The sequence below is a fragment of the Pseudaeromonas sp. HNCC25DJ182 genome, assembly GCF_055413365.1.
In genome coordinates this window covers 42967-69337 of sequence record NZ_JBVAYG010000004.1, presented here as the reverse complement: position 1 = coordinate 69337, position 26371 = coordinate 42967, and the positions used below count along the sequence as shown (strand labels likewise).

The following is a 26371-nucleotide window of genomic DNA, read 5'->3' as shown; positions in this document are numbered from 1 at the left end:
CGGCGAGCGGGTCGTGTGGGGGCGTATTATGCGGCATTTATTATGGATAGCAGCAGGAATTATTGGCCCAGGGGAGCACGAATAAACTCGCTTGGTATGTGCAAGAACAAACTGGGGCAAGCTCACATTCGTGGCTGGCGTTCAGATCGAAAGGCGAGAAGATCAATGGTCAGGTGGTGTAGGGCACTAACTGACGGAGCAATTGTGAGGCCAATTTGAAATCCAGCGCTTCCATCGCCGCAATCAATGAATTGATGGTGGGCAGGCTGCCCCGTTGCAGCAGCGAGAGCCGAAGATCGGCGAACACGTCCAATGCGGCGAGGTTTTGCGCTTGAAGCAGTGACTCCAGCTGACGCAGCTTTGTCTGGAATTCTTGCTCGCTCAAGGCTTCAGCCTCGTAACCTTGGTCTTCGTGTCCGGCCAGCCACAGCGTGATGGCGTGGTGTAACTCATCGAGTGAGGCAAACAGCTCCGGCAGTAGGGTGGCTTGTTCAGCCGAGCGCTCCTCACGAATGGCCTGCTCAATCTGGCGACTGAGTTTGGCCAGCCGGGCGGCGCCAAAAGTACCGGCGTGTCCTTTGAGGGTATGTATCAAGCGGGCCGCCTCCGCCTGATCATGGTCGGCCAGATATTGCTTGAGCTGGGCATGTAGCTGCCGGGTTTCTTGCTGGAACTGAATTAACAGACGTGCGATCAACTGGTCATCATCGCCCAATGTCTGTCGCAACCCGGCCAAGTCAAGCGCCTGGGCGGCTGCCAGGTTTGCAGGGGGCAGGGTTCCCGACGCATGGCTAGCGGTGTGCAGATGACGTTGGATACAAGCAAACATCTGCTGGACATCCAGTGGTTTACTGATGATGTCATTCATGCCGCAGCGTCGGCATTCTTCTTGTTCACTTCGCATCACACCCGCGGTCATCGCCAGGATCGGCGTGGTGATCTCCAGCTCCTGGCGCAGGATCCGGGTGCTGGTGTAGCCGTCCATCACCGGCATCTGTACGTCCATCAGGATGAGGGCAAATGGATTGTCCTGCCGCAGTCGAGCAACGGCCTCCTGACCATTATTGACTACCTCGACCCGGGCACCGGCTTGCTCGAGGATCCGGCAGGCAACGAGCTGGTTGATCTCGTTATCCTCAACCAACAGCATGACCAGACCGGCAAATGGCTGAGCTGTTGTGCTAGAGGGAGCCAGTGATTGAAGGGGAAGGTGCGTTGAACCAACTCCGCGACTGCGGACATCAAGAACTGCATGATACAAGTTGGCGCTGGTGATCGGCTGAACCAGAGTTGCGGCCAGTTTGGCGGCAAGCGGATGTTGCCGCAGCGACTCCTTTTGCTGCAGGCGGGATATGGCAATAAATAACGTATCCGGCCAATGCTCGGTGTGGCTCAACAATTGCAGATTGTCGGTCGTAGTCAGGGGCCAACAGCCGAGACAGACATCATAGGGCTCCTGATCCAGCAAGGTTTCCGCCTCAGCCGGGGTGTTCGCCGTGGTTGCGCACCAGCCCAGAGCCTGAACCACTAGGCTGAGCGCCTCCGTCACGACCGGGTGATCGTCCAGGATCAACACGCGTAGCGACTTCAGCGGGTACGGATCGGTGGCGGGTTGGGGGGGGAGCATAAAGGGGAGACAGAACCAGAATTCACTCCCCGAGCCGGCTTGGCTATTGACTCCGATAGTGCCATCCATCAGCTCGACCAACCGTTTGCTGATGGCCAACCCCAAGCCGGTACCGCCGTATTTGCGAGTCATCGAATTATCGGCCTGGGTAAAGGGGGCAAATAATCGTTCTTGCTGCTGCGGGCTCATGCCAATGCCGGTATCCCGGATGCTAAAGCGCAACGTCACTGCGTCCGTGCCGGATTGAAGCAGCGAAATATGCAGGCTCACCGTGCCTTGGTGGGTAAATTTAATGGCATTTCCGGTCAGGTTGATCAAGATCTGCTGCAGTCGCATGCCATCGCCTATCAGGGTATGCGGCACATCGGGTTGCACGCAGATCAGTAAATCAAGTGTCTTATCGGCGGCATTAACCGACATAATACTGGCCAGGCTATTGAGTATTTCATTCAGACTGAATTCGACAGGGGATATATCCATCCGTCCGGCCTCAATCTTGGAAAAATCGAGGATATCATTGAGGATTAATAGCAACGAACGCCCCGCATCGCTGATCATTTTCACATATTGTTGTTGACTGGCATCCAATGAGGTATTTTCCAGCAAGAAAGCCATCCCCAATACCGCATTTAACGGTGTACGGATCTCATGGCTCATATTCGCCAAAAACTCACTCTTGGCCTTATTCGCCTGTTCGGCCTGGTTTTTGGCTCGATATAGCTCTGCCTGAGTTATTTTCAACGGGGTGATGTCTTTGGCAATGCCCAGGAACCCGGTGATAACCTGATCCCCATCCCGGATAGGGGTAACGGTTAGCAGTACCGTCAAGCGCGTACCATCTTTACGAATATAGCTCCACTCCCTGGATTCAAATCCGAGGCGAACCGCTTCAGCAATAATAGTGGCGAATCCAGTAATAGGTTTTCCGGTCTCCCGTGTTATCTCTATGCTGCGGGAGACGATTTCGTTCATATCATGGAATAACACGGGGGTGCGCTTGCCGACTATTTCACTGGCTGAGTAACCTAACATGCGCTCAGCGCCGCTATTAAATAAGGTAATAACTCCATCCTGGCTGGTGACAATAATAGATATTTCGCTAGCCGCATTAATTACCCCTTGCAATTCACTCCGCGCAGCAATCAAGGCTGCTTCTGCTTGCTTATGGGCGGAAATATCACGCAGCATGCCGGTGAAAAAACGTTCACCCTGATTTTCCACCTCGGTAATAGTTAATTCGACCGGGAGTAGATGACCACTCTTCTGCTGTGCCATCATTTCTCGGCCCCGACCGATAATATGTGGCACACCGGTTTTCAGATATCGTTCCAAATAACTTTGATGACGTTCTTTATGCGGTGATGGAATGATCAGCGTAATATTTTCACCCAGCGCCTCGCTCGCCGAAAAACCAAACATTTTTTCCGCTGCCGGATTAAACGAGTGGATCCGGCCTTGGCTGTCCATGGTAATGATGGCATCTACCGCACAATTGAGGATCGCCCGAAGTCGGCTCTCGCTGTGCTGAACGGCCAGCTCGATCAGGGTACGTTCGGTGACATCCTGGCTGATACCGTAGACGCGACAGACTTGCCCGTTGGCATCAAGCTCGACATCCGCGTAATCCTCAATCCAGGCGGTTGAACCGTCATGCCGGACGATCCGATAGGTTTCGCGATACCCGGCCGCATGGGTGATCGCGTGCTGGATACACTCCTGAACCCTGGGTCGATCTTCGGGATGAACAAGGGCCAGCCAGCTCTCCTGACTCGCTTCAATGTCGTCCGGTTTCAGACGCAGAATGCTGTAAATTTCATCGGCCCACCAGGTCTGCAAATCCGCCAGATCCCATTCCCAAGCTCCGGCGTTGGCCGCTGCCAGGGCCAGCTTTAATCGGGTCTCTTTATGTTGCAGCTCGCTCTCGGCCTGTTTGTGATGGGTAATATCATCGACCTGAAGAATAAGCTCTTTGGGCTGGGATGGAGAATAATTGAGCAAAGAGAGTCGGACATTAACCCAAATGGCATGACCATCTTTACATAAATAACGTTTTTCAAACTCGTAATGATCGATGTCGCCACGCTGGATCGCCTCCAGATTTATTTTTGAACGCTGTCGATCATCTGGATGACTGATTTCAAAGGCGGTCAAACCTTTGAGCTCTTCGCGCGAATATCCCAACATCCGGCATAAACAGGCGTTCGCCTCCAGAATTTCACCCTGCTGGGAGGTTAAAGCAAAACCTGTTGCCGCAAATTCCAGGGCCCCGCGCATCCGTGCCTCGCTTTGCTGCAAGCGAAGTGCATTTTTATTCATCAGTTCGGTTAACAAGCTGATGAGCTGTAAAAAAAACGCCGTGGCTACACTGGATGTCCATACCTCGGCGGGGGACATGATGAACATTAATTCAGGGACCGGGATCCAGTGAGTGTCCAATAAGAGCCAGAGCAACAGCAAGGACCCCAGCGTCCAGAGGCTGACAATAAATGCGGAGCAATACAGTGCAATGAGTGCCAAAAACATAACAACAAATATAAATGGGTTATTAAACACATGAGCAAGAATCAAACAGAAAATACAGGAGGCAACGACCAGGCTTATAATGAAAACAACTTGTCTTAGAGATAAGGCATATAGCTGTTGGCGAGAGATCTTGAGGCTGGGGATTAATAACAGCAAAAATCCAAGGCTGCTATACAGCCAGGATGAAAGTAAGAGCTGGATGTCATGATTGCCATAAAAATATCCAGCAAACAAGCCGCCGATGATTATTCCGGCGGGGGTTGCCACGGCAACATGGCCCAGGATCAGGTGTAGCAAGAGGGTCTGGCCGACAGATTGTTCATGTAACGGTCTATATTTTCTGAATAACCCAATCATCACAAAAATAATGACAACACTGCTGATGATGGAGCCCATGCCTAACCAGAAATTGGGAGCCAATCCAAGAGTCACGACCGCGACGGCGATAATATAGCTGAGAGTGATACTCCGGGATTTTGTCCTGGGTGAATGCAGGATTAACACCACCGCAATGCTGGTCGCCAGCCAGTTGGCAGATAACACATAGCTGGCAACATCGAGTTGCCAACAGGCGCTACTGAGTAACGTAAAAAGCAGGCCATAGAGCATCGCGTGACGATAGGACTCGGGAATTGGATTCAATAATACCCATGGCCAACGTGTCATGCGTCAGCCCCTGTATCCGCAGCCTGATAGACGCAGACCTGATCCCGCCCTCGGTGTTTGGCACAATAGAGTGCCTCATCACAATGTTGGATCAGCTCTGGGATGCTGGTTGTTTCATTCGGTATCTGGGAGTGCAAACCGACGCTGATGGTTACTATGCCGATGTCTGAATTCTGGTGGGGAAGGGCGAGTCGGTGGATCTGATCCAGCAGCCAATGGCCATACTGCAGCGTTTGCTCTGCATTACAGTTCGGCAACACCACCATAAACTCCTCACCACCATAGCGACAGACGGACTCGGCGGGGCGACGCGTCGATGCCACTATGGTACGGGCTATGTGACGCAGGCAATCATCGCCTTGCAGATGGCCATAACAGTCGTTGTAGTGCTTGAAAAAATCCACATCCAGCATGGCCAGTCCCAGCGGCGCGCCGATGCGCATATGGCGTCGAAATTCCACACTCAAAATTTCATCTAGCGCGCGCCGATTAAAGACCCCGGTCATGCCATCACGGTTGGCCAGACGGCGTAATTTGTCGGACTGCTGTTTCAACGTCATATGGGTTCGGACGCGTGCCCGAACGATGGGCGGGTTGAGAGGTTTACTGATGAAGTCAACACCGCCAACTTCCAGCGCCCGCACCTCATGTTCCATGCTTTGATGAGAGGTGACAAAGATAACCGCGACATCGGCCAGCAGAGGATCTTGTTTGAGCTGCAGGCACACCTCATAACCACTCATACCCGGCATCTCGACATCCAGCAGGATCAGATCCGGCTGCTTATCGCGCGCGATTTGCAGCGCGCTAGGGCCGTCGGTGGCAAAGAACAGCTCCCCCATATGATGCAAGACATGGGCAAGGAAGCGTAAATTGGTTGGACTGTCATCCACCAGAAGCAGGCGGGACGAGACACAGTGTGATTCCAGTTCCAAGGAATGATCCCGGGCTGTCGCGATCCATGTTCAAATTTATAGGTGACGGATCAACAAATCGCTAACAAAAACAGGATGTTTCTATACTGCAATCGCCATTAAGTGAGATAAGTTTGATGCAGGTTATGAGCGGGATCGCTCTAGTCGACATTCAGATATTTGTGCATCTGCACGGATAAGCGCCAATTTCGCTCGATGCAGATCCGGATGGCCAACTCGGTGGCTCGACGTTGCTGACTGATCGGTTGCAGGCAGATGACTTTGCCCGCACCATGCTGGCAGCGGGCCAGTAAATGGTCGAGATCGTGGATATGCTTTTCCATGGCCACCGGGTGTTTAATCTCCTGAGCACGCAATAGGGCACTGTCGAGGACGGTATAGCCGCCCTTCATGCCAATCTTCGGGGATAGCGTGACCCAGCAACCGGCATCGGCCAAGATTTCAGTGGTGCCACTGGTTTCGATCTGCACCTGATAACCTTGCTCCAGCAAGGCACGGCTCAGGGGCCGTAGATCATATTGACAAGGCTCGCCCCCTGTCAGCACCACATGGCGTGCGGTATAGCCGAGATCCCGCAGCGACTTGCAGAGTTGCTCGGTCGTCATGCTGGCCCAGCAATCCGAGTTGCTGGAGCGATCGAGGATTTGGGCGCTGACCACTTCGCGGGCCGGATCCACAACCCAGGTATGACGGGTATCACACCAGGAGCAGCCGACATCGCACCCTTGTAAACGGATAAAAATTGCCGGTTGGCCCGTGAAATAACCTTCGCCCTGAATGCTTTGGAAGATTTCATTGATGGGGTAGATCAGCTCTTGGTGTGGCATGGCTCACGCTCGCAGTAACAACGGCAGCCGAAACCCTGCCTGAATGGGGGCGCAGGGTAGCAAACGCCCAACATTTGTAAAGTTGCAATTAGTTAATGATGAGGTCTGTCGTCCGTCGGGATCGGTTGGCCTGGGTCTGCAACGCGTGGCCTTTGCCATTGCGTTTGACTTCGTACAACATCTGGTCGGCATTTTGCAGCAGTTCGGCATCATCCAGTGGATCCAGCAGGTGGGTGCTGTCGGTGACACCGATCGAACAACTCAACCAATGTTCCTGCGGCAGTTGCACGGTATGCCCCAGATAGTCGGACAGCGCCGTGGCGTAGCCTTCACATGCGTTCAACGATTCGATGAGCCGAAGCAGGGCGATCATGGCCTCGCTGGATTTGGTATGCGGGAACATCACCAGAAACTCGTCCCCCCCCCAACGGCAGGCCACATCAAAATCCCGCAGCGTGTCGCGCAATAAATCAGCAAACCAGCGCAGCAGTTGATCACCGGTGTCGTGACCAAAGGTGTCGTTGTAATACTTGAAGTTATCCAAATCAATGAACGCCAGCGACAGGTAGGGGACCTCGGTGCCATAGCGGGAGACCCGCTTTAGCTCTTGCCGGAGCAGGGTCTGGAATTTCTGACGATTGCTCAGTCCGGTCAACGCATCGGTGGAGCTCAGGGCGATCAGCTGTCGGCGCTGGCGCAAGTTCACCAACTGACCGGCTAACTGGTTGCCGATGAATTGCAGGGTATCCCGATCGGACTTGTTGAGTGGAGCACTATCGGCAAAGGTCAGCAGGATCATCTCCCCGATCTGGCGTTGTCCCTCCAGCAGGGGATGACACAGCACCGAAGAAAAACGCAACGCCTGCTTGGCGGTGGGAACTTCGCCGTTGAACAACAGGCGGGTCGTGGCGTGGTTGCCTAACCAGTCACTCAAGGTCCGGCTATCCAGTTGGTTATCCGGCACCTGGCTGTATTGCGCCAGCTCGTAGATTTTCTGCTCGTGATTGACCAGCAAAAATCCGGCTTGCGCGTTGAAATGGGTACAGATCAGCCGCAACGTTTCGGCGGAGATATCCTGTTCACTCTCGATATCGACAGCTAGCTGCTGCAGAGTTGCCAGTAGCCGCATTTCATGGACCCGCTGCCACAACTGATTCATCCGTTGCTCCTGGCTGACCAGATGCAGCAGTTGATCCAACTCCAATTTGGGTGGCGATAGCATGTCATGCACCTTCGGCATCACATGCAAGCGCCAGGCGCAGAGGATGCGTTGTCGGCTGGTTGGCAACTGATAATGGCCGCACAGCTGGATGGCCTGACGCAGGTGACGATAGGCGGCATCGATGTCGGTCAGTTGGCGATGGATGCGAATTGCCGCTTCATGCAACAGAATTTGGTGATGGACCGTCAGGTCATTTTCCAACGCGCAGACCTCGGTCGCTTCCTCCAGTTCGATCAAAGCCTGACAAAAATTGCGTTGGTGAGCCTCCAGCAGCGCCTTCAACAGCGGTCGCATGAACTTGCCTTCGGCAGAAACCTGAATATCCAGATTGTAGCTGCGCTCCAAGTCCTGCTCGGCGCGCACCCATTCCCCCTGATGCAGGTGAATGACGCCTTGCAGCAGCAACACGTCGTGCAGATTGCGAAATGGGAAATAGGTAGTACCACGAATGCGCAGCATCTCGCGCAGGGTATTGAGAACCAGGGAAGCACTGCTATTTTCCTGCACCTCGGCATAGAGCCACGCCAGGTTATACAAGCTGATGGTGATTTCGGAAAAATCGTTCAGCCTCAGCACCGTATTGAGTGCCGAGAGATAGTAGCGGTGGGCTTCGGTGTAGTTTTCGCGCTGGCAGAGCATATAGCCGATGCCATTTCGGATGCGGGCCAATTCACCGGGCACATTCAGTTGTTCGCGTAAATGTTCACTGATGCGGAAACAGCGCAGAGCGCGCCGATAGCGATTGAGCTGACTGTAAATCACCCCGCGACTTTGAAACGCCGCCGCTAAATCGGCCTGATAGGCATAGTGATGCGCCAGTCGGATCGCCTCGATAGAGCAATCCAGCGCCGAGTCATGATCCAGCTGTTCTTCAAAAGGAACCTGGGCAAAAATATTGCGCAGCACATAGATCCGGCCGCTGACCATCTGGTGGCTATCGAGTAGTTGCAACAGTTGTCGCAGGCGTCCCAAACCGAATGGAATATTTGCCTTGTCGCAGGCGACAAAATGACAAAACAGTGCCTGAGTCTGCAGCAACTCGTCCTCTTGCGCACTGCCGAGCTTGACCGCGAGCTGGCTATAGCGAACCGCCGTGGTCAAATCGGAGCGAAAGATATGCGCCATCGCCAGTTCCCGATACGCCATGCACAGGTGCGCGGAATGGTTGGCGACTTGGGCTTGTTCCAGCAGCCGATCGAAGGTTGCGATCGCCTCTTCGTGCTCCCCACAATAGAGTTGCGCACGCCCCAGACAGAGCAAAACCTGCCATTTATAGTGACCATCCTGGTCAAATTCGCCCCGATCCAGGCGTTGGACCAACTTTCGGGTGGCAACTACCGATTCATCAAAACAGAGCAGATCCAGGAGCTGTTCACAGCGAGCGAGTGCAGCATAGTCATGTTGGGTACCGAGATCGGCAAGCCCAGGCCACTGCATGAAAGGTGCAGGGGTGCTATCAAACGCATGGGGATAGACGATACCACTGCTATCGATCAGGCTGACCCACTGCTCCCACAACTGCTGGTGACTCTCATCGCTATGTTGGTAGCTGGGATCAATGCCAATCACCAATAAAAACTTGCCATCATGGGAAGACTGAATCAGCTCTTCGAGCAGCTTCAGGGTGGTCGGCCCCGCAAACTGAACACCAGTGACCAGCAAGAGTTGTGGCGCATCGGCTGTCAGCAACGACAACAGACGCAGCAACAAGGAGCGAATGCGGCGCGATTGAAAGAAGAGATCGTCGGGCAGTGGAAATTCAACCCGCATCAGTTCACGGCCGGTAAAGTAGTCCGCCAGCAGACTGCGCTCGATGCCATTGAGCTGCAGCGCATCCAGAGCCGCAGCGACACTCATCTTATTGCGATGCATCAAACTGCGCAGTAAGGGTAATAGAGGCGAGTAGGGCTCGGCGGCGTCATGTTCGGTCATCCGCCACCGCAGTGGCGATAGATTACGCTGGAGGCAGTAGTCATCCAGTACGGCGCGCAATAAGGCGCCGGCTCGAGAATGCACAAAGACACAATCACCTCGTTGGTTCAACGCTTGAAGCCAATGCTTGTCCAACCAGGTATCGAATCTGAAGCTCACTGGATAAAAATTCCTTGCAGAACTGGGTGTCTGGTTATGTTAAGCGCTGCCGATACTAAACATCTAAACAATTCACTCAATAACGCGGGGTGGATCAAATGGACTCGCTGCACCAACTGAATCATGGTTAGCTGGGTCTCAGAACTGTGTTAAACCAGCCACTTAGTTCCAAACATCGGCAAGAGATTGGGTCTTAATGTTCGATGGCCACGATGATGGATAACACCCATGACAACCGCATCGATAACCTGAGGATGGATAGCGCAGTAAAACGACCGTCATGTCAGAATTCATCACGCGATGAGACCAGTATGAAGTGGGAGCTATGGATTCACATATCCAATTTAACATAATATACATAATGCGAAGTTAATCTAGATCCTCAAAATAGGCTTGTATCATGCTATCCTAGGCCTATTCTGCGGTTCCTCATCGGTATGATCGTTACTTACGAGAGCTATTATGACTTCCAGTCTTCTCATCATTCTTGGATTGATTGCTGCCAGTGCGTTTTTTACAGCATCGGAAATTGCATTTGCGGCATCACGCAAACTGAAACTGCAGCAACTGGCTGAGGATGGGCATCTCAGCGCACAACAGATCCTGGATCTGAAACTACACCCGGGCCACTTCTTTACTGTGGTGACCATAGGTCTGAACGCTGTGGCAATCCTGGCCGGTATTATCGGCGAATCGGCACTCACGCCGTACATTTCCAATTTGCTGATGTTCTGGCTGGAGCCGCCGTTGCTCGGTAGCGTCAGCTTCATACTATCGTTTTCGATTGTGACCTCCTTGTTCATCCTGTTTGCGGATCTGATCCCTAAACGGATTGCCATGATGCTGCCTGAATCGATTGCCATGCTGATCGTCAAGCCGATGCGCTTGCTGCTATTGGTGTTTCGTCCACTCGTCTGGCTGTTCAATGGCTCAGCCAGTCTGTTCTTGCGCGTCTTCAATATGCACATCCAGCATAAAGAAGAGATCACGCCGGATGATGTGTATGCCATGGTTGCAGCTGGCGCCCAGGCTGGCGCCCTGCGCAAGCAGGAGCACCAACTGATCGAAAATGTGTTCGAACTGGATACCAAAACAGTTCCCTCTGCGATGACGGCCCGTGACAGCATCATCTTCTTCGATCGACTGGACAACGAAGAGCTGGTTAAACAGAAAATCGCCGATAACCCGCACTCTAAATTCCTGGTGTGTGAGGATGTCATCGATCACGTCATCGGTTTTGTCGATACCAAGGACATATTGCTGCGCATTATCCAGCAACAGAGTGTTTCTCTGCGCAGTGAAAGTCTGCTCAAGGCCCCCTTGATGATCCCGGACTCGCTGACACTCTCGGAAACACTCGACAGCTTCCAGGCAAACCGCCAGGACTTCGCCGTGGTGCTGAATGAATATGCTCTGGTGGTGGGTATCATCACGCTCAACGATGTCATGAATACGCTGATGGGTGATCTGGTCTCGTCCCACAGCCTGGAAGAGCAGATCGTCAAGCGGGATGAACACTCCTGGCTCATCGATGGTGCCGCACCTATCGATGATGTCATGCGGGCTTTGACGATTGATGAGTTCCCCGAGGCGGAAAACTACGAAACGATAGCCGGCTTCATGATGTATACCTTGCGGAAAATCCCGAAACGGACCGATTCGGTCAACTTTGCCGGTTATAAGTTCGAAGTGGTCGATATCGACAGCTACAAGATTGACCAACTGCTGGTAACCCAGTTGCCTGCAGCCATGGATACGGATCAGCAACCTTGAGCACGGAGCCCTGCATGCACGCTTTATTAAGTCACTGGCGGCGTGATTTTCACCGTTTCCCCGAGACGGCCTGGTGTGAGTATCGCACCACCAGTCTGATTGCCGCCGCCTTGGCCAATGTCGGTTACCAGATCAAACTCGGCGATCAGATTGTCTCTATTTCGGCGGTCATGGGGCGTCATATCGACGAGGCGTTTGAAAAATCCCGGGCTCTGGCTCAGGGGGCGGATCCGGTATGGCTGGATAAAATCAGCCTGACCGGTCTGATCGCCGAACTGGATACCGGTCGCCCTGGCCCCTGTGTTGCACTGCGGGTTGATCTGGATGCGGTCCATCTCCAGGAGTCGGATCAGGCCAACCATTACCCGGTCCAAGCCGGATTTGTCTCGCAAAATCCAGGCTCGATGCATGCCTGTGGGCATGATGGTCATGCAGCGCTTGGCGTGGTGCTCGGGTTGCTCCTGGCCGAGAAAAAAGATCAGCTCTGTGGTCGCATCAAGCTGATTTTCCAACCGGCTGAAGAAGGCTGCCGTGGCGGTAAGGCCCTGGCTTCCGGTGGCGAGCTGGACGATGTGGATCAACTCTATGCCATCCATCTGGGGATCCATGCTGATAGCGGCGAATTGGTGGTCTGCCCTGATGGATTCTTGAGCTCCACCAAATTTGATGTGGAGTTTATTGGCCGTGCCGCCCATGCCGGACTGGAGCCCAACGCCGGAGCCAATGCCCTCGCCGCAGCCTGCCAAGCCGTAGGCCAGATGCTGGCCATTCCGCGCCATCGCGATGGCATGACACGGTTGAACATTGGACAACTGACCAGTAATGGCGAGCGCAATGTGGTTCCTGCCTACGCGTTGCTGCAAGGGGAAACACGAGGTGCTACCGCACAACTGAATGACTATATGTTTTCGGCCGTGCAGCGCATCGTCCAGGGAACCGCCCTCGCCCATGAGGTCGATTACCGTATTCGCCGTCAGGGAGAAGCGATCTCCATCCACAACTCCCCCGCCCTGGTCCATACCGTGACCTTGGTGGCCAGTGAGTTGGGATTCAACGTCATCCATAACCGGCCGTTTGGTGCCAGTGATGACGCCGGTTTTCTGCTGGAGCGGGTACAAAAGAATGGTGGTCAGGCCGCGTATCTGGTCTTGGGGGCAACACTCAGTGCTGGCCATCATGCCAACCTCTTCGATTTCGATGAGGAGGCGCTAGAGCGGGGCCTGGAGCTGCTGGATGCCCTGTTCTGTCATCATCTGACGCCGGAGCCCCTCGAGCCGGAAGAGTCCGCCGCCTAATCGTCGGTAACAACCCATGAAAACGCCTGGTATGAGCCAGGCGTTTTTATTTCTACCGATAACCAGCAGAAGAAACCGGACGTCCGGGGCTAGGAGCCGGAGGTAGTCGACGCGGGCTGCTCGGCGCCGCCCAAGGCCTGGAACAAGGTCATCTGGTTATTTAACTGATCCCGCAGATTGCCCGCCAATGCCAGCTCGGCGGTGCGGCGTTTCTCCTGCTCGTCGAGCCACTCCTGCACCCCGGTGGCGCCCTGCCGATAACGCACCTCGGCCAGTTGCTCGCTGCGCTCCGCCAGCGTCAGGGCCCGAGCCAGATAGCCTTGTTGTTGTTGATAGTGCTCACGAGCCGCCAACGCGGTTTCAACATCGGAGAGTGCCTGATACAGCGACTGTCGGAATTCCACCACCGCCTGGGCGTACTCCTCATTGGCCAATTGCACATTCAACTGCTGCTGGTTCCAGTTGACGAAGGGCAAACTCAATCCGGCACCCAGTGTACCGACCGGATCCTGAAGAACCTGGCTCAAATCGGTACTTTGCCCGCCGGCACTGCCGGTCAATGACAACACCGGATACAAGCTCAGACGGGTGTTATCACCACTGGCCAGAGTGGATCGCAGCCGATATTCACTGGCCTGCAAGTCGGGTCGACGCGCTAGCAGTTGTGCCGGGACTCCCGCCTGGGGCTGCGGCAGCACAACGCCATTCAGGCTGGTACGCTCGGCCTGCCGCTGCTCAGGAGGCGCATCAAACAAGATGGCTAATGCATGGCGCTGAGCCGTGAGTTGTTGCCGTGTCTGAGTCAGACTGGCCTCCTGAGTGGCCAGATCCTGCTCGGCTTGCAGCAGATCCAGACCGTCGGTCGCACCGGCTTGATGTTTTAGCTGCGCCAGTTCCAGTGCCCGACGGGTATCGAGCAGGCTGGCTTCCCCCAGGGTCAGGCTTTGGTGCAGATAAGCAATTTGCCAATAGAGCTGGGCTGTGGTGCCAATCAGGCTCAACTCGGTGGCCGCCTTATCTTGCGCCGTCGCCTCGGCCTCCCAGCGGGCAGCATCGCGGCTACTGGCCAGGCGCCCCCAGAGATCTAGCTCATAGCTGACCGAGGCCTGGACCGTATGGCTTTGCGTCGAGTTACCGCCCGAGCTTAAGGGGCGCGAGCTCTGGGAGCTGGCGCTGACGGCCAGATCCGGTGTGCGGTTCGTGGCCGTCAAATCGGCCTGCAGGCGGGCCTTGCGCAGTTTGATACCGGCGACCGCCAGATCATTATTCCGAGCCAGTACCTCGGTAATCAGATGATTGAGGGTCGGGTCGGCAAACGCCTGCCACCAGGGTTCACTCTGCCGGATAGAGCTGCTAGTGGCGGTGGTCTGCTGCTGCCACTGCGCAGGCATCGACATGGCGGGGCGCTGATAATCAGAACGCAGCGCCGTGCAACCGCTCAGTAGCAGAGGTAGTCCCAGACAGATCGGGATCAGCCGCGCCAGCGGATGCCGGCACACATGTCGGGTCAATGTTGATTTATTCACGAGCTAACGCCTCAATCGGATCAAGTTGCGCCGCATTGCGCGCCGGGAGATAGCCAAACAGCACACCAATCAGCGTCGAGCAGAATACGGCGACCAGAATGGAGGAAAACGAGAACACCATGCTCATGACTTGGACAAACCAGGAGAAGACAACGCCGATCCCCAGCGACAACAGCACGCCGAGGGCGCCGCCACACAAGCAGACCAGCACCGCCTCGATCAGGAACTGCTGCAGGATATCGCTCTGTCGCGCCCCTACCGCCATGCGGATGCCGATCTCCTGGGTCCGCTCGGTGACGGATACCAGCATGATATTCATCACCCCTATCCCGCCCACGATCAGGGAAATGACGGCGATGGCCGAAATCAGCAGCGTCAGGGTGCCGGTGGTTTTCTGCACCGTCTTCAAGATGCTGTCACTGCTGTTGGTAAACACATCCTGCACCCCATGCCGTTGGGTCAGGAGCTTGAGGATCCCCTGCTCGGCAATCGCATTCGACATCCCCTCTTTAACCCGCACCGTAATCGAGCTGAAATAACTCTGCCCCAACAGACGACTCATGGCCGAGGTATAGGGGATCCACACATTCAGGCTATCGGAGTTGCCAAACGGGCTCTCTTTCTCTGCTGTGACACCGATAATGCGGCAGGGCAAACTCCCGAGCAGCATCACCTGCCCCAGCGGATTTTCGCCATGGGGGAAGAATTTCTTCCAGGTGTTGTGGTCAATGACCACCACCTGGGCTTGTTGCTGAACATCCTCGCGGCTAAACAGCACTCCCTGGGCTGCGGTATAGCCGCGCACGCGGAAATATTGCTCGCCGACACCGCCAATCGAGCCGTTCGCCGTGATATTGCCATAGCGCAGGATCTGATTGCTGCTCAGACTCGGGGTCACGCTATCGGTGTAGACTTGGGCTTGCAAAGCCACCAGATCGGCGGGCACCAGGGTCTCGATGGCCGCCGCCCGCTCGTCACCCCAGCTTTTGCCCGGATAGATATCGATGGTGTTGGTGCCGATGGAGCTTATGTCATTGACCACTTTTTGCTGAGCTCCCTGCCCCAATGCCACCACGCTGACCACCGCCATAATGCCGATGATGATCCCCAGCATGGTCAGCAAGGTACGCATGCGATGGGATGCCATGGCAATTCCGGCCATCTTGAAGGCTTCGCTGAACTGTCCCCAGCGGGCTCGCCAGTGCTGACGGTGTGGCTGTGAGGTGCCGACCGCATCCCGCTTGCTGGCACTGCCGGGCGTCGACTCCGCCTGAGGTTTCTGTGGTTGCTGCGCCTGCTCGGGTTGATGACGGCGATCGGCAATGATCTCGCCATCATGGATTTCGATGATCCGCTCAGCATGGGCTGCCACCTGCGGATCATGGGTCACCAGGATCACCGTATGTCCCTGGGCATGCAGTTCGCGCAGGATGGATATCACCTCCTGTCCGCTGCGACTATCCAGCGCCCCGGTCGGTTCATCCGCCAGGATCACATCGCCACCATTCATCAGTGCCCGGGCAATACTGACCCGCTGCTGCTGACCACCGGAGAGCTGCCCCGGGGTATGCCCGAGCCGATCTGCCAATCCCAATCGGCTCAGCAACTGGCTGGCTCGTTCATGGCGTTGCGGCTTGTCGTCACCGGCATAAATAGCCGGGATCTCCACATTGCCCACCGCATCCAGATGGGGCAATAGATGGTAACGCTGAAAAATAAAGCCGAAGTGATGACGCCGCAGCGCCGCCAGATCGTCCACCGACAGGTCACGAGTCGATTGCCCTCGCACCCGGTAATCGCCCCGGGTGGGCCGATCCAGACACCCGAGAATATTCATCAAGGTGGATTTGCCGGAGCCGGAGGCACCGATAATGGCCACCAGTTCGCCCGGATAGATGCTCAGGTTAATGGCCTTGAGCACACTCACTTCCTCTTCACCGCTGAGGAAGCAGCGTTCCAGATTTTCCAGCTGGAGTAACGGCTGTGTCATCAGTTACCCCCGGGGTGGCGGGCCACGCCGTTCGGATGAGCTGGCTTGCGCGGCGGCGGCACTCATGCTGTCGCCCATGACGACCCGATCCCCTTCTTGCAAGCCGGCACGAATTTCTACATTCACGCTGTCTTTACGCCCCAGGGTCACCAGACGGCGTTGGGGTTGCCCCTTTTCGAGTACCAGCACCTCGTATTGGCCGCTCGCTTGGCGAGTACCGAGCACCGACAGCGGGATCGCCAGTACCTGCTTGCTCTCGCCCAGAGTGATTTCCACCTGGGCCGTCATGGAGACGCGCAACTTGTGATCCGGATTGGGCACATCAAACAAGCCGTTGTAATAGATGGCCGAAGTCGTTGTGGAACTGGTAGTGGTACTGCTGGAGTCCGAGCTTTCCGATTCTGGCGCCGGTTCAATGGCGCGCATGGTGGCCTGATAACGGGTATCCGGATCCCCGAGAATGGTGAAACTGGTGGCCTGCCCCGGTTGCACCCGGATCACATCGGCTTCCGAGATCTGCGCCTTGACCGTCATGGTATCCAGATCGGCGAGTTTCAAAATAGTCGGTGCCGATTGAGAAGAGACGACTGTCTGCCCCTCTTCGGTGACAATGGCAATCACAACGCCATCCATGGGCGCGCTGATGCGGGTATATCCGAGATTCGCCGTGGCGGTATCGACCTTGATATGGGCCTGACGGATCTGGGCATCCAACGCCCGCAGTTCAGCCCGGGTCTGGGCTTCATTCGCGATAGCTTGTTCCAGATCCGCTTCCGCACTGGCATCCTGATGGCGCATCGTCTGCTGGCGGTGCAGGTTGGCGGTATATTGTTTCAGCAGCGCCTGTTTGGCCTGTTTTTGCGCCAGCACATTATCCAGCGCGGCCTGGGCATCACGCAGATCATTTTGCTGGATCACCGGATCAATCTCGGCCAGCAGTTGTCCCTGAATCACAGTATCACCCAGCTGGACCTTGAGCTGCTTGAGCTGACCAGAAACCTGGGCGCCGACGTTGACCTGTTTACGCCCTTCCAGGGAGCCGGTCGCCAGTACCGTTTCGCGGATATCCTGACGGCTGACCGGCACCGTCATGTATTCGACCGGTGGTGGAAACACCAGCGGCATGCCCCACCAGAACACTAAACCGGCGGCCATGACCAACAGCACCAAGCGACCACGATAACGCCGTACCCAGGATTTCATCCCCTCTCCTCACTCATCATTGCTAACCGCCCATACGGCGTAAATTTCAACGCCGTGCATGATAAATAGCCGCGGTCGGACCTCTAAGGAACCTTACAAGATTTTGCATAGTGCAAGCAATTCAACAAATTGTATGGAATCTGCAATATTCAGTAGAGTTATTGGCGCAGCCATTTCCCTTTTGTCGTCGGCAGCACTAAAATGTGCGCCCTTAATCTGCATTTGTCCTGAGAGAATCCCATGAGCACCTTCGTTTACCTGCAAAAAGAGCGGGAGCGGTCCCTTTTACGCCGTCATCCTTGGGTTTTTTCCAAGGCCATCGAGAATGTCAAAGGCAAACCGAACAACGGCGCCCCGGTCGAAGTCTTCAGCAATGATGGCCGCTGGTTAGCGCGTGGTGCCTGGTCTCCGGAATCCCAGATCCGCATCCGGGTCTGGACTTTTACCCGTAGCGAGCAGATCGATACCGATTTCTTCGTCCGTCGTCTGGCTGCCGCCCAAGCCGGTCGTCAGAGCCTGATCGAGCAGCAAGGACTGTCGGCTTACCGTCTGGTCGCCGCGGAGTCCGACGGCCTGCCCGGCATCATCATCGACCGCTACAACGATTTTCTGGTCTGCCAACTGCTCTCCGCAGGTGCTGAATTCCACAAGAAACAGCTGTTTGATGCCCTCAAGCAACTGTTCCCCGAGTGCAGCCTGTACGAACGCTCCGATGTGCCGGTGCGTAAAAAAGAAGGCCTGAGCGAGCGCCAAGGCGTGGTGTATGGCGAAACGCCACCGGATGAGCTGGTGATCGAAGAGAACAATGGCGTCAAAATTGCCATCGATATCAAGACCGGCCACAAGACCGGCTTTTATCTGGACCAACGGGATAACCGCGCCATTGCCGGCCGCTATGCCAAGGGCCGCAAGGTTCTGAACTGCTTCTGCTATACCGGTGGTTTCGGTGTCTATGCCCTGCAAGGTGGCGCCAGCGAAGTGGTCAACGTCGATGTGTCAGACCCCGCCCTGGCGTTGGCCCGTCGCAATGCCGAGCTCAACCAGCTGGATCTGGGCAAGGCCCAGTTCCTTAAGCAGGACGTGTTCAAAATGCTGCGCGAGTGCCGCGAGCGAGGCGACAAGTTCGACATGATAGTGCTGGATCCGCCGAAGTTTGCCGAGAGCAAAACCCAACTCGAAGGCGCCTGCCGTGGCTACAAGGACATCAACCTGCTGGCCTGCCAGCTGTTGAATCCGAACGGCATCTTGCTGACCTTCTCCTGCTCCGGCCTGATGACTTCGGATCTGTTCCAGAAAGTGGTCGCCGATGCTGCACTGGATGCCGGCCGCGAAGCGCAGATCATCGAGCGCATGGGCCAGGCGGCCGATCATCCGATTTCAGTCGCCTACCCGGAAGGTTTCTACCTCAAGGGCCTGGTCGTCCGCGTGCTGTAACCCCGCCGTGATTCAGCTTAAAAGCCCGCGACTCTTCGCGGGCTTTTTTCATGTAACACGATATACGAAGTCTCGCTTTTAATGGCACAGCATGGATCCCGTTAAATTCAAATCCAATATCATTCAAATATTTTACCGTGGCCCAAGATAAAGCAGTACTTTATATCTTCCGTAATGAAGGTATGGGTGCTGGAGTGAAGATGGATGTATTGATTGATGGTGCGCTGGTAGGGCAAACTGCAGCGCATACCTTTATTTACAAAGAAGTGACTCCCGGAAAACACAGTATCACATCAAAGTCTGAAAATACTGACACCATCGAAGTCGATGCCAAGCCAGGCACACTCACATATGTATGGCAAGAAGTTAAAATGGGTGTGTTATATGCCAGAACAAAATTATCCGTGGTGAGTGATTTTCAAGGAAAAAAGGTGTTCAGGAATCCAAGTTGATTGTTAGCCAATAACAATTTCAAACTCGTGGATGGCGCATATATTGATGCGCCATTCATTGGAAATTCTAATGATTGAATACTAAAACAGCCCCTCTAACCATCGCACTTGCTTCAGCTCTCCATTACAATGCGCCGTATCGATTGATAACGCCTCTTCTGGGATATCATGCCCCGCAAAACACTCGCACTGCTGTTGGTTGGCCGTGATAATTGGCAGAAAGACGAAGCCTTGAACCAGAAACTACTGACCAGGCTCCGCAAGACACCTATCGAGATCTATTGGGAGGATCCGGCAGGAGCCGTCATTTATCAACTGCGACGGCTCGAACAAAAAATATCCACACTCCCTGCATGGATTAAAACCTTTAATTTACGAATCGTACAGTTATTCTATGCACTGCTTCACCCATCTTATTTCAGCTATCTTTTTCGCCGCAAAAAACAAGCTATCGAGAGCCGCTGTAACTATCTGGAACAGCGCATTCGGGAACTCGGCATAGCCGACTGCGTGACCGTTTTATCGCGCTCATCCGGTGGACGGGTCTCATCCCTTATCGCGGACAAGATGGCACTAAAACAGATTATCTGTTTGGGTTATCCATTTAAACATCCTGAACAACCGGATGAGCCAGAACGGTATTTGCATTTGTCCGCGATCAATACGCCCATGCTTATTATTCAGGGCGCCCAGGATGAATATGGTGGCCTGGATGTCCCGAAGCGTTATATGCTGAGTCCGCGGGTTGAACTTTCATTTTTCGAGACTGACCATAATTTCAATATCGATGATCAAACGGCGGATTCGATTGTGGAAAAAATCATTAGCATGATCTGTCCCTCCCAACTCCGTCCATAGCGGTAGCGCCGTTCGACCCATTCACGCGACAAGTGTCGTAGGAGATATTCATGCTTAGACTCAGACCCATGTTGCCGGAAGAGTTTCCTGCTTATTGTGATTATTTTATCGCCGACTATAGCGAGGAGCTGGTCGAAAATTATGGTCACTCCAAAGCGCTGGCTATTGAATTAGCCAAGCGTGACCTGCTGCGTTATTTCCCTGCCGGTCCAACGAGCCAGGACCATTCTCTGCTGTGTCTGGATGCCGAGATTGCCGGCCAGATCTGCCGGGTTGGCTATTTATGGCACGCCATCAATAGTTCCGATCACTCGACATTTATCTATGACTTGTATGTGGAAGCGCCCTATCGAAGTCAGGGTTTTGGCAAGCAGGCTATGGTTGCGTTGGAGCAACAACTGCAACCGCTCGGCATTCAACAGCTCAAACTACGAGTGGCCTATCACAATCAACGCGCTTGCAAACTCTATCAAGAGCTCGGATTTGCCATCACCGGCTTTAATATGGCGAAGAATATTGCTCACTCCGTGAGCGACTAAGCCGGTATTCCCCGTGACAGCACCATTCTCCCCAACTGGCGGCCAAACTGCGCCCATCCCGTCTGCTTCCGGTCGTTAGAAAAGTGCGACATGGGCCGGATAAAATATATATAATTTAGTCCTTTGGCATTAGTAGCGAGTGGGTTCCATGGCTTCGATTCAGGCAGATGTTACTTTGGTTGGCGGCGGTATTATGAGCGCAACACTCGCCATGTTGCTGCACCGCCTGAACCCGGCATGGCATATCTGTATGATTGAACAGCTCCCGGATGTGGCTCAGGAAAGCTCGCAAGCGCTACACAACGCCGGAACCGGCCATGCCGGTTATTGCGAACTTAACTACACACCGCCCGATGCGCAGGGTCACGTCGGCATTCAACGAGCACTGGACATCAATGCCGCGTTCGAAGTTTCGCTGCAGTTCTGGTCCCATCTGGTGGAGTCCGATCCCGCACTCGATCCATCAACCTTTATCAACCGGGTTCCGCACCTGAGTGCGGTGTGGGGCGAGCAGAATATTGCGTTTCTCAAATCCCGTTATGCGGCGCTGAGCTCCCATCATCTGTTCGCACCGATGCAGTGGGCAGAGGATCCGCACACCTTGCAACACTGGATGCCCCTGATGCTGGCAGGCCGCGCCGCCGAGCCCAAGCTGGCGGCTACGCGCGTTGAGCATGGCTCCGATGTCAATTTCGGTGCCCTGACCCGAACCCTGATCCACGCCTTGCAGCAGCAGGGCCGTTTCGAATTGCTGACCAACACCAAGGTGATGGGGCTACACCAAAGCCATGGCGGGAAAAAACGCTGGACCCTGAAGGCGAGAAAACTGCCGGGCAGCGAAACCCTGACCATCGAAAGCCCGTTCGTCTTTTTAGGGGCTGGCGGCAGCGCGCTGCACTTGCTGCAAAAATCGGGCATCAAGGAAGCCGCAGGTTATGGCGGATTTCCGGTGAGTGGTCAGTGGTTGATTTGCCAGGATCCAGCCATCGTTCAGCAGCATCATGCCAAGGTGTACAGCCTGGCTCCAGTGGGAGCGCCCCCCATGTCGGTGCCCCATCTGGACACCCGGATCATCGATGGCAAACCCAGTCTGCTGTTCGGTCCCTACGCCGGTTTTACCACCCGTTTCTTGAAACATGGCTCCCGGCTGGATTTGGTCAAATCAGTGAAGCCCAACAATCTGAAGAGCCTGATTGGCGCGGGTACCTATAACCTGGAGCTGACGAAATATCTGGTCAAAGAGGCCCTCAAGAATCACGGCCAACGCATGGAATCACTGATGGAGTTTATGCCACTGGCCCGTCCGGAAGACTGGAAACTGGCGCACGCCGGCAAACGGGTGCAGATCATCAAGGGCTGTCACCAGAAATGGGGCAAACTCGAGTTTGGTACCGAAATCGTTGCCGCCGAGGATGGTAGCCTGGCGGCGTTACTGGGCGCCTCTCCCGGCGCCTCTGTGAGTGTCAAAACCATGTTGGATGTGTTGGCGCGTTGCTTCCCGCAGCAGATGCAAACGGCCGCCTGGCAGGACAAGCTCAAGGCGATGATCCCCTCCTTCGGCCGCTCCCTGATCACGGATGCCGAACTGGCGGCCCAGGTCAGAGCCTACACCCTGGAGCGGCTGAAACTATCCGTATAGCCGAATAAACACGGCCACCATGGCGCCAGGGCCATTGACGCCTTGGCAACCGGGTCAGCCTCCGCGCAGCAAGGAGTCGGGATATGCGGGCATGGATCGTATTGGCGGGAGTAACTGGCTGTCTGGCCGCGCAGGCCGATACCTTATGGATGCGCAATGGTGATCGCCTCAGTGGTCATATCGAGGCGATCGAAGAGCAGCAGATCCGTATCGCTCTGCCCTATGGTGCGCCCCTGACGGTGCGCCGCGATGCCGTCAAACGCTGGCGCTTGAGTAAACTCGCCTCTACCCGCCCTCAGCCGGTCAAACCAGGGGCTCTCACCGCTAGTACCTCGAGCACCGAGCCTCATTGGTTCTGGGCTGGACAAGGGGATCTCAGCGTCAAGCTCAAACGCAACGACAAACGAACCGATAACATCGACTTCACTGGGCAAGTCGAGCTGGCCGATCTCGACTGGCGTTATACCCTGGAAGGCAAATACCTCTACGAAACCGTAGATGGCGTCACCAAGAGTCATAAATATCGACTCAAACCCATGGCCGATTATTTTCAGGATCAGCAATGGTTCTGGCGCAGCTCCATCTATTACCAATATGACATGTTGGCCATCAGCTACCTGAGCGTCGACTACGGAACCGGCCCTGGTTATCGCTTCTGGAATGATAAACGACGGCGCCTCGAGGCGGTGCTGCAAGGTGGCCTCAGTCAAAGCTATTGGCAGGAAGGAAATAATGGCCTGAATGTGATCTTCAATGCTCACCATGCCAGTTATCCGTTCGCGTCTATGGGCTGGGAATATCGACAACCGTTCTGGGAAGGCAGTACCGAACTCTTCTCCGATGGCTCCTATACCCGCTACCTGGATCAGGTTTCGCCTCATGTCACGCTCAACCAGAGCATCGAGGCGTCACTGGGCTTACGCTACTACCTGAACGATTTTCTGAGTCTCTCCTGGCGCAGCGAAATTGAGTGGGATGATGTCTGGCTGCAATGGGCAGGCCAGAAGTTGGTGCCCGATGATAATAAGGAGTGGCGTCACCTATTGAGTTTAGGGGCCAGATTCTGATGTCGCGGACCCGGCGAGCAACAGCGACCTGATTGCCGCAGCCGAATAATCCTATCTCTGATGATCTTTCATATGCCAATAAATGGATCCATAAGGGTCTCAATATAAGCATGCGTGGTGAATTCGCATCGACAAAGGGATCCATTCGCAGTGCACCCATATTGAAATAAAAATCATGTAACCGCTTGCATTCCTGTGTTTACACGGAAGATTTGTTATGGAATCATCTAATTGATGGATGTATCATGCTGGACTTATTCGAAACTTAAAATTCAAAAGTAACTAATTTCGATTGTAAGTTGACGTCTGTTTTCATTGTTTAGACGGGCTTTTCACAAGTCATTTAGATCATTTCGCCACCCGGTATAGGCTACTATGACCCTACCTTTTCTGGATATCTCCCGCCCTTGGCTGAGATTGTGTTATGCCCTGCTGTGTTTTCTTTTATTCCTCTGCGTCGGCATGTTGTTACTGCAAAAGAATTATAAAACCCAGCAAGAAGAAGCTTCTCTGCGCGATGCCAGGCGCATCTTGACGGATGTCGAGGCGTTACTCCTTGAAGCGGATAAGAGCAATCATCAAGCGGCCGAGTTATTAACGGCCCCCTGTGCGAATGTCACCATTGCCCTGAGTAAAATTGCGGCCTTATCCCCCGTGATTCGCTCCAGCAGTCTGGCCCATGATGGTCAGTTTTATTGTTCCTCTATCTTTGGTGTTCGCTCCTGGCGAGAAAAAAATCCCGACTATCAAGCGGGTCGATTACAGCTATTTCCGGGCAATTTTGTCACGCCAGAACATCCATTTTTATCCTTACGCTCGGCATTTCCCGATGGAGAGGTCGTCAGTACCATTGATTCCGACACACTCAGATACGTCCTATCAACGCGGCGGGAAAATTCAAATGCCCTATTAAACGTCGGCTATTATTGGCTGGATGGTCAAGGCGAATTCAGGCATAACGTTACCTTTTCAGATCACTATCGCCATGAATCATTGAGCTCGACAAAGTTCCCTCTGTCCATTCATATTCTCTTGTCCCCGGTCAACCGCCTTGCCGATGTGTTAAGCAACAATAAAGTGAGTGTTGGCTTTTTAACGCTATTCTCCCTGTTGGTCTCTGTGGTGACCTGGTGGTTATTGGGGCGGCCCCGTTCACCGATTGGCGAAATAGCTCGCGCAATTCGGGCTCATGAATTTATTCCCTTTGTTCAGCCCCTGGTGGATGCCAAAAGTCATAAAATCTGTGGTGCCGAAGTATTAATGCGCTGGAAACATCCTTCGGTCGGAATCATTAATCCGGATCTGTTTATTCCCCAGGCCGAAGCCAGTGGACTCATTGCCCCTATGACCTGGCAATTGATGCGTAGCGTGGCCGAGCAACTCGAAGAGTATGCTGGTGAGTTTCCCAAAAATTTCCATTTAAGCTTCAATATTAGCGGAGCATGCTGTAGAAACAATCGGTTACTGGGTGAGTGTTGGAAATTTCTGGCCCGCACCCATGCCAAGAATATTCAACTGGGACTCGAGATTACCGAGCGGGAAACGCTGATCACCGATGGCAGCACCATACAGCTGATTGAGGATATCAGTAATATGGGTGTTCGTCTGGCGATTGATGACTTCGGTACCGGTCACTCCAGTCTGGCCTATTTACAAAACTTCAAAGTGGATACCCTCAAAATCGACCAATCCTTCGTGCGTCGCATTGGCACCGAGCCACTCTCCCAGCATATCGTCGATAATGTCATTGATCTCGGGCTTCGGCTTGGTATTTCATTGGTCGCGGAGGGCGTTGAAACCCGAGAACAAGCCGATTATCTACGTGATAGAGGCGTGGGATCCTTACAAGGCTACCTATTTGGCCGACCGGTACCGATGAAAGATTTTTTAAAAGCCATCGACCAACAAATGGACCTGGCGAATGGATAATATCGGATTGCCACAGATCCATGGAGATAGCCTCAAATATATAGTCGAGGCCGAATAGTGACAACAGACAGTCAATAGATCGCATACTGCAATGACAATCTGTTTCAGGACTCTATATCCCCCATCACGATAAAGAGTCCTGCAGAAATTCCATTGGCCATGCCGAATATTACCGCGACTGACTGAAGCAATAAATAAACACTTATGTTATATGCATTCGTCACCTTCATCAGCGACAAAATGCAATGCCCTCGATCATCACCAGACAATCCGGGTCAAAAAATTGCGTCGTCGCCGTCATGCGTGCCGGATATTTACCCGCTGCAAAGTACCCGGTAAATAATTTTTCCATCACTGGCAAGTCCTGAATATGTTTAATCCATACCGTGACCTTGACCAGGGAGGATAAGGGGACCTCGATCCGCTCCAGGGTTTGCCGTATCCCATCCAGGGCGCCTTTGCACTGGGTTTCAAAATCATCCCCGAACCCGCGGTGTAAGGCAATAAATGCATAATCACCGGCGACCACCGCGGAGGAGTAACTAAATGGTGTAGCCAAGTGTTGGATCTCGGACATAAATCCCCCCTATAGCTTGGATATTTAGGATAGGCTGACCCGCAATAGAATTGAGCATACTAATGAGCCGAACCGATATAACACAGCCAGCGCTGTTTTCATAAAGAGGGCCCTAGCGTACGTCCATTAATCCGGTTTATATGTGCTATGTATCAAATATCCAGGGTTCGGAGCTTCATTGATGCTGAAATAATAGCA

At 54.1% G+C, this 26371-nt stretch carries 17 protein-coding genes; 9 read left to right on the top strand and 8 right to left on the bottom strand.

Features of this window, described 5'->3' with window-relative positions:
- Window positions 1-169: 169 nt before the first annotated feature.
- From ACZYUB_RS04905 to ACZYUB_RS04890, 4 genes are all read right to left on the bottom strand, one after another.
- Window positions 170-4816 (bottom strand): PAS domain S-box protein, encoded by a 4647-nt coding sequence (locus ACZYUB_RS04905; protein WP_463946013.1) that lies wholly within the window; start codon window positions 4814-4816, stop codon window positions 170-172.
- On the bottom strand, window positions 4813-5751 hold the full coding sequence (locus ACZYUB_RS04900) for a GGDEF domain-containing response regulator (RefSeq protein WP_463946011.1): 939 nt from the start codon (window positions 5749-5751) through the stop codon (window positions 4813-4815). The genes ACZYUB_RS04905 and ACZYUB_RS04900 overlap by 4 nt, the downstream gene beginning before the upstream one ends.
- A 140-nt stretch (window positions 5752-5891) precedes the next feature.
- Window positions 5892-6578: a 7-carboxy-7-deazaguanine synthase QueE gene (gene queE, locus ACZYUB_RS04895; protein WP_463946010.1), complete on the bottom strand. Its 687-nt coding sequence runs from the start codon at window positions 6576-6578 to the stop codon at window positions 5892-5894.
- An 88-nt stretch (window positions 6579-6666) separates the two neighbouring features.
- Window positions 6667-9891, bottom strand: a complete 3225-nt coding sequence (locus ACZYUB_RS04890) for a diguanylate cyclase (RefSeq protein ID WP_463946008.1) — start codon at window positions 9889-9891, stop codon at window positions 6667-6669.
- A 462-nt stretch (window positions 9892-10353) separates the two neighbouring features.
- Here ACZYUB_RS04890 and paeA point away from each other — a divergent pair, with 462 nt between their 5' ends.
- Window positions 10354-11664 (top strand): polyamine export protein PaeA, encoded by a 1311-nt coding sequence (gene paeA, locus ACZYUB_RS04885; protein WP_463946007.1) that lies wholly within the window; start codon window positions 10354-10356, stop codon window positions 11662-11664.
- Between the two features lie 14 nt (window positions 11665-11678).
- On the top strand, window positions 11679-12959 hold the full coding sequence (locus tag ACZYUB_RS04880) for an amidohydrolase (RefSeq protein WP_463946005.1): 1281 nt from the start codon (window positions 11679-11681) through the stop codon (window positions 12957-12959).
- 89 nt (window positions 12960-13048) lie between these two features.
- Here ACZYUB_RS04880 and ACZYUB_RS04875 read toward each other — a convergent pair whose 3' ends face one another.
- The 3 genes from ACZYUB_RS04875 to macA are packed head-to-tail and all read right to left on the bottom strand — an operon-like array spanning window position 13049 to window position 17678.
- Window positions 13049-14485, bottom strand: a complete 1437-nt coding sequence (locus ACZYUB_RS04875; RefSeq protein WP_463946003.1) for an efflux transporter outer membrane subunit — start codon at window positions 14483-14485, stop codon at window positions 13049-13051.
- Window positions 14478-16475, bottom strand: coding sequence for a MacB family efflux pump subunit (locus tag ACZYUB_RS04870; RefSeq protein ID WP_463946001.1), 1998 nt, complete (start codon window positions 16473-16475; stop codon window positions 14478-14480). Before ACZYUB_RS04870 ends, ACZYUB_RS04875 begins: the two co-directional genes overlap by 8 nt.
- A gap of 3 nt (window positions 16476-16478) precedes the next feature.
- On the bottom strand, window positions 16479-17678 hold the full coding sequence (gene macA, locus ACZYUB_RS04865; protein ID WP_463945999.1) for a macrolide transporter subunit MacA: 1200 nt from the start codon (window positions 17676-17678) through the stop codon (window positions 16479-16481).
- A gap of 240 nt (window positions 17679-17918) precedes the next feature.
- Here macA and ACZYUB_RS04860 point away from each other — a divergent pair, with 240 nt between their 5' ends.
- The 7 genes from ACZYUB_RS04860 to ACZYUB_RS04830 all read left to right on the top strand — a co-directional run bounded on the left by ACZYUB_RS04860 (window position 17919) and on the right by ACZYUB_RS04830 (window position 25596).
- Window positions 17919-19112 (top strand): class I SAM-dependent methyltransferase, encoded by a 1194-nt coding sequence (locus ACZYUB_RS04860; protein WP_463945997.1) that lies wholly within the window; start codon window positions 17919-17921, stop codon window positions 19110-19112.
- A gap of 137 nt (window positions 19113-19249) precedes the next feature.
- On the top strand, window positions 19250-19564 hold the full coding sequence (locus ACZYUB_RS04855) for a DUF2846 domain-containing protein (RefSeq protein ID WP_463945995.1): 315 nt from the start codon (window positions 19250-19252) through the stop codon (window positions 19562-19564).
- A gap of 168 nt (window positions 19565-19732) precedes the next feature.
- Window positions 19733-20422, top strand: a complete 690-nt coding sequence (locus ACZYUB_RS04850) for an alpha/beta family hydrolase (RefSeq protein ID WP_463945993.1) — start codon at window positions 19733-19735, stop codon at window positions 20420-20422.
- A gap of 50 nt (window positions 20423-20472) precedes the next feature.
- On the top strand, window positions 20473-20961 hold the full coding sequence (locus ACZYUB_RS04845) for a GNAT family N-acetyltransferase (protein ID WP_463945992.1): 489 nt from the start codon (window positions 20473-20475) through the stop codon (window positions 20959-20961).
- Window positions 20962-21109: 148 nt separating this feature from the next.
- The gene (gene mqo / locus ACZYUB_RS04840) at window positions 21110-22600 is read left to right on the top strand and encodes a malate dehydrogenase (quinone) (RefSeq protein ID WP_463945990.1); all 1491 of its coding nucleotides are present in this window, start codon (window positions 21110-21112) and stop codon (window positions 22598-22600) included.
- Between the two features lie 83 nt (window positions 22601-22683).
- Window positions 22684-23667: a DUF481 domain-containing protein gene (locus ACZYUB_RS04835; RefSeq protein ID WP_463945989.1), complete on the top strand. Its 984-nt coding sequence runs from the start codon at window positions 22684-22686 to the stop codon at window positions 23665-23667.
- 462 nt (window positions 23668-24129) lie between these two features.
- Window positions 24130-25596, top strand: coding sequence for an EAL domain-containing protein (locus ACZYUB_RS04830; protein WP_463945987.1), 1467 nt, complete (start codon window positions 24130-24132; stop codon window positions 25594-25596).
- A gap of 229 nt (window positions 25597-25825) precedes the next feature.
- On the opposite strand, the gene ACZYUB_RS04825 is transcribed toward ACZYUB_RS04830, so the two are convergent.
- On the bottom strand, window positions 25826-26173 hold the full coding sequence (locus tag ACZYUB_RS04825; RefSeq protein ID WP_463945986.1) for a RidA family protein: 348 nt from the start codon (window positions 26171-26173) through the stop codon (window positions 25826-25828).
- Window positions 26174-26371 lie beyond the last annotated feature (198 nt).

What these genes read in the sequence shown, in the direction of transcription:
- ACZYUB_RS04905 (WP_463946013.1), bottom strand. Translation starts at nt 4,816, where the DNA reads ATGACACGTTGGCCATGGGTATTATTGAATCCAATTCCCGAGTCCTAT.
- queE (WP_463946010.1), bottom strand. Translation starts at nt 6,578, where the DNA reads ATGCCACACCAAGAGCTGATCTACCCCATCAATGAAATCTTCCAAAGC.
- paeA (WP_463946007.1), top strand. Translation starts at nt 10,354, where the DNA reads ATGACTTCCAGTCTTCTCATCATTCTTGGATTGATTGCTGCCAGTGCG.
- ACZYUB_RS04880 (WP_463946005.1), top strand. Translation starts at nt 11,679, where the DNA reads ATGCACGCTTTATTAAGTCACTGGCGGCGTGATTTTCACCGTTTCCCC.
- ACZYUB_RS04870 (WP_463946001.1), bottom strand. Translation starts at nt 16,475, where the DNA reads ATGACACAGCCGTTACTCCAGCTGGAAAATCTGGAACGCTGCTTCCTC.
- macA (WP_463945999.1), bottom strand. Translation starts at nt 17,678, where the DNA reads ATGAAATCCTGGGTACGGCGTTATCGTGGTCGCTTGGTGCTGTTGGTC.
- ACZYUB_RS04860 (WP_463945997.1), top strand. Translation starts at nt 17,919, where the DNA reads ATGAGCACCTTCGTTTACCTGCAAAAAGAGCGGGAGCGGTCCCTTTTA.
- ACZYUB_RS04850 (WP_463945993.1), top strand. Translation starts at nt 19,733, where the DNA reads ATGCCCCGCAAAACACTCGCACTGCTGTTGGTTGGCCGTGATAATTGG.
- ACZYUB_RS04845 (WP_463945992.1), top strand. Translation starts at nt 20,473, where the DNA reads ATGCTTAGACTCAGACCCATGTTGCCGGAAGAGTTTCCTGCTTATTGT.
- mqo (WP_463945990.1), top strand. Translation starts at nt 21,110, where the DNA reads ATGGCTTCGATTCAGGCAGATGTTACTTTGGTTGGCGGCGGTATTATG.
- ACZYUB_RS04835 (WP_463945989.1), top strand. Translation starts at nt 22,684, where the DNA reads ATGCGGGCATGGATCGTATTGGCGGGAGTAACTGGCTGTCTGGCCGCG.
- ACZYUB_RS04830 (WP_463945987.1), top strand. Translation starts at nt 24,130, where the DNA reads ATGTTGTTACTGCAAAAGAATTATAAAACCCAGCAAGAAGAAGCTTCT.
- ACZYUB_RS04825 (WP_463945986.1), bottom strand. Translation starts at nt 26,173, where the DNA reads ATGTCCGAGATCCAACACTTGGCTACACCATTTAGTTACTCCTCCGCG.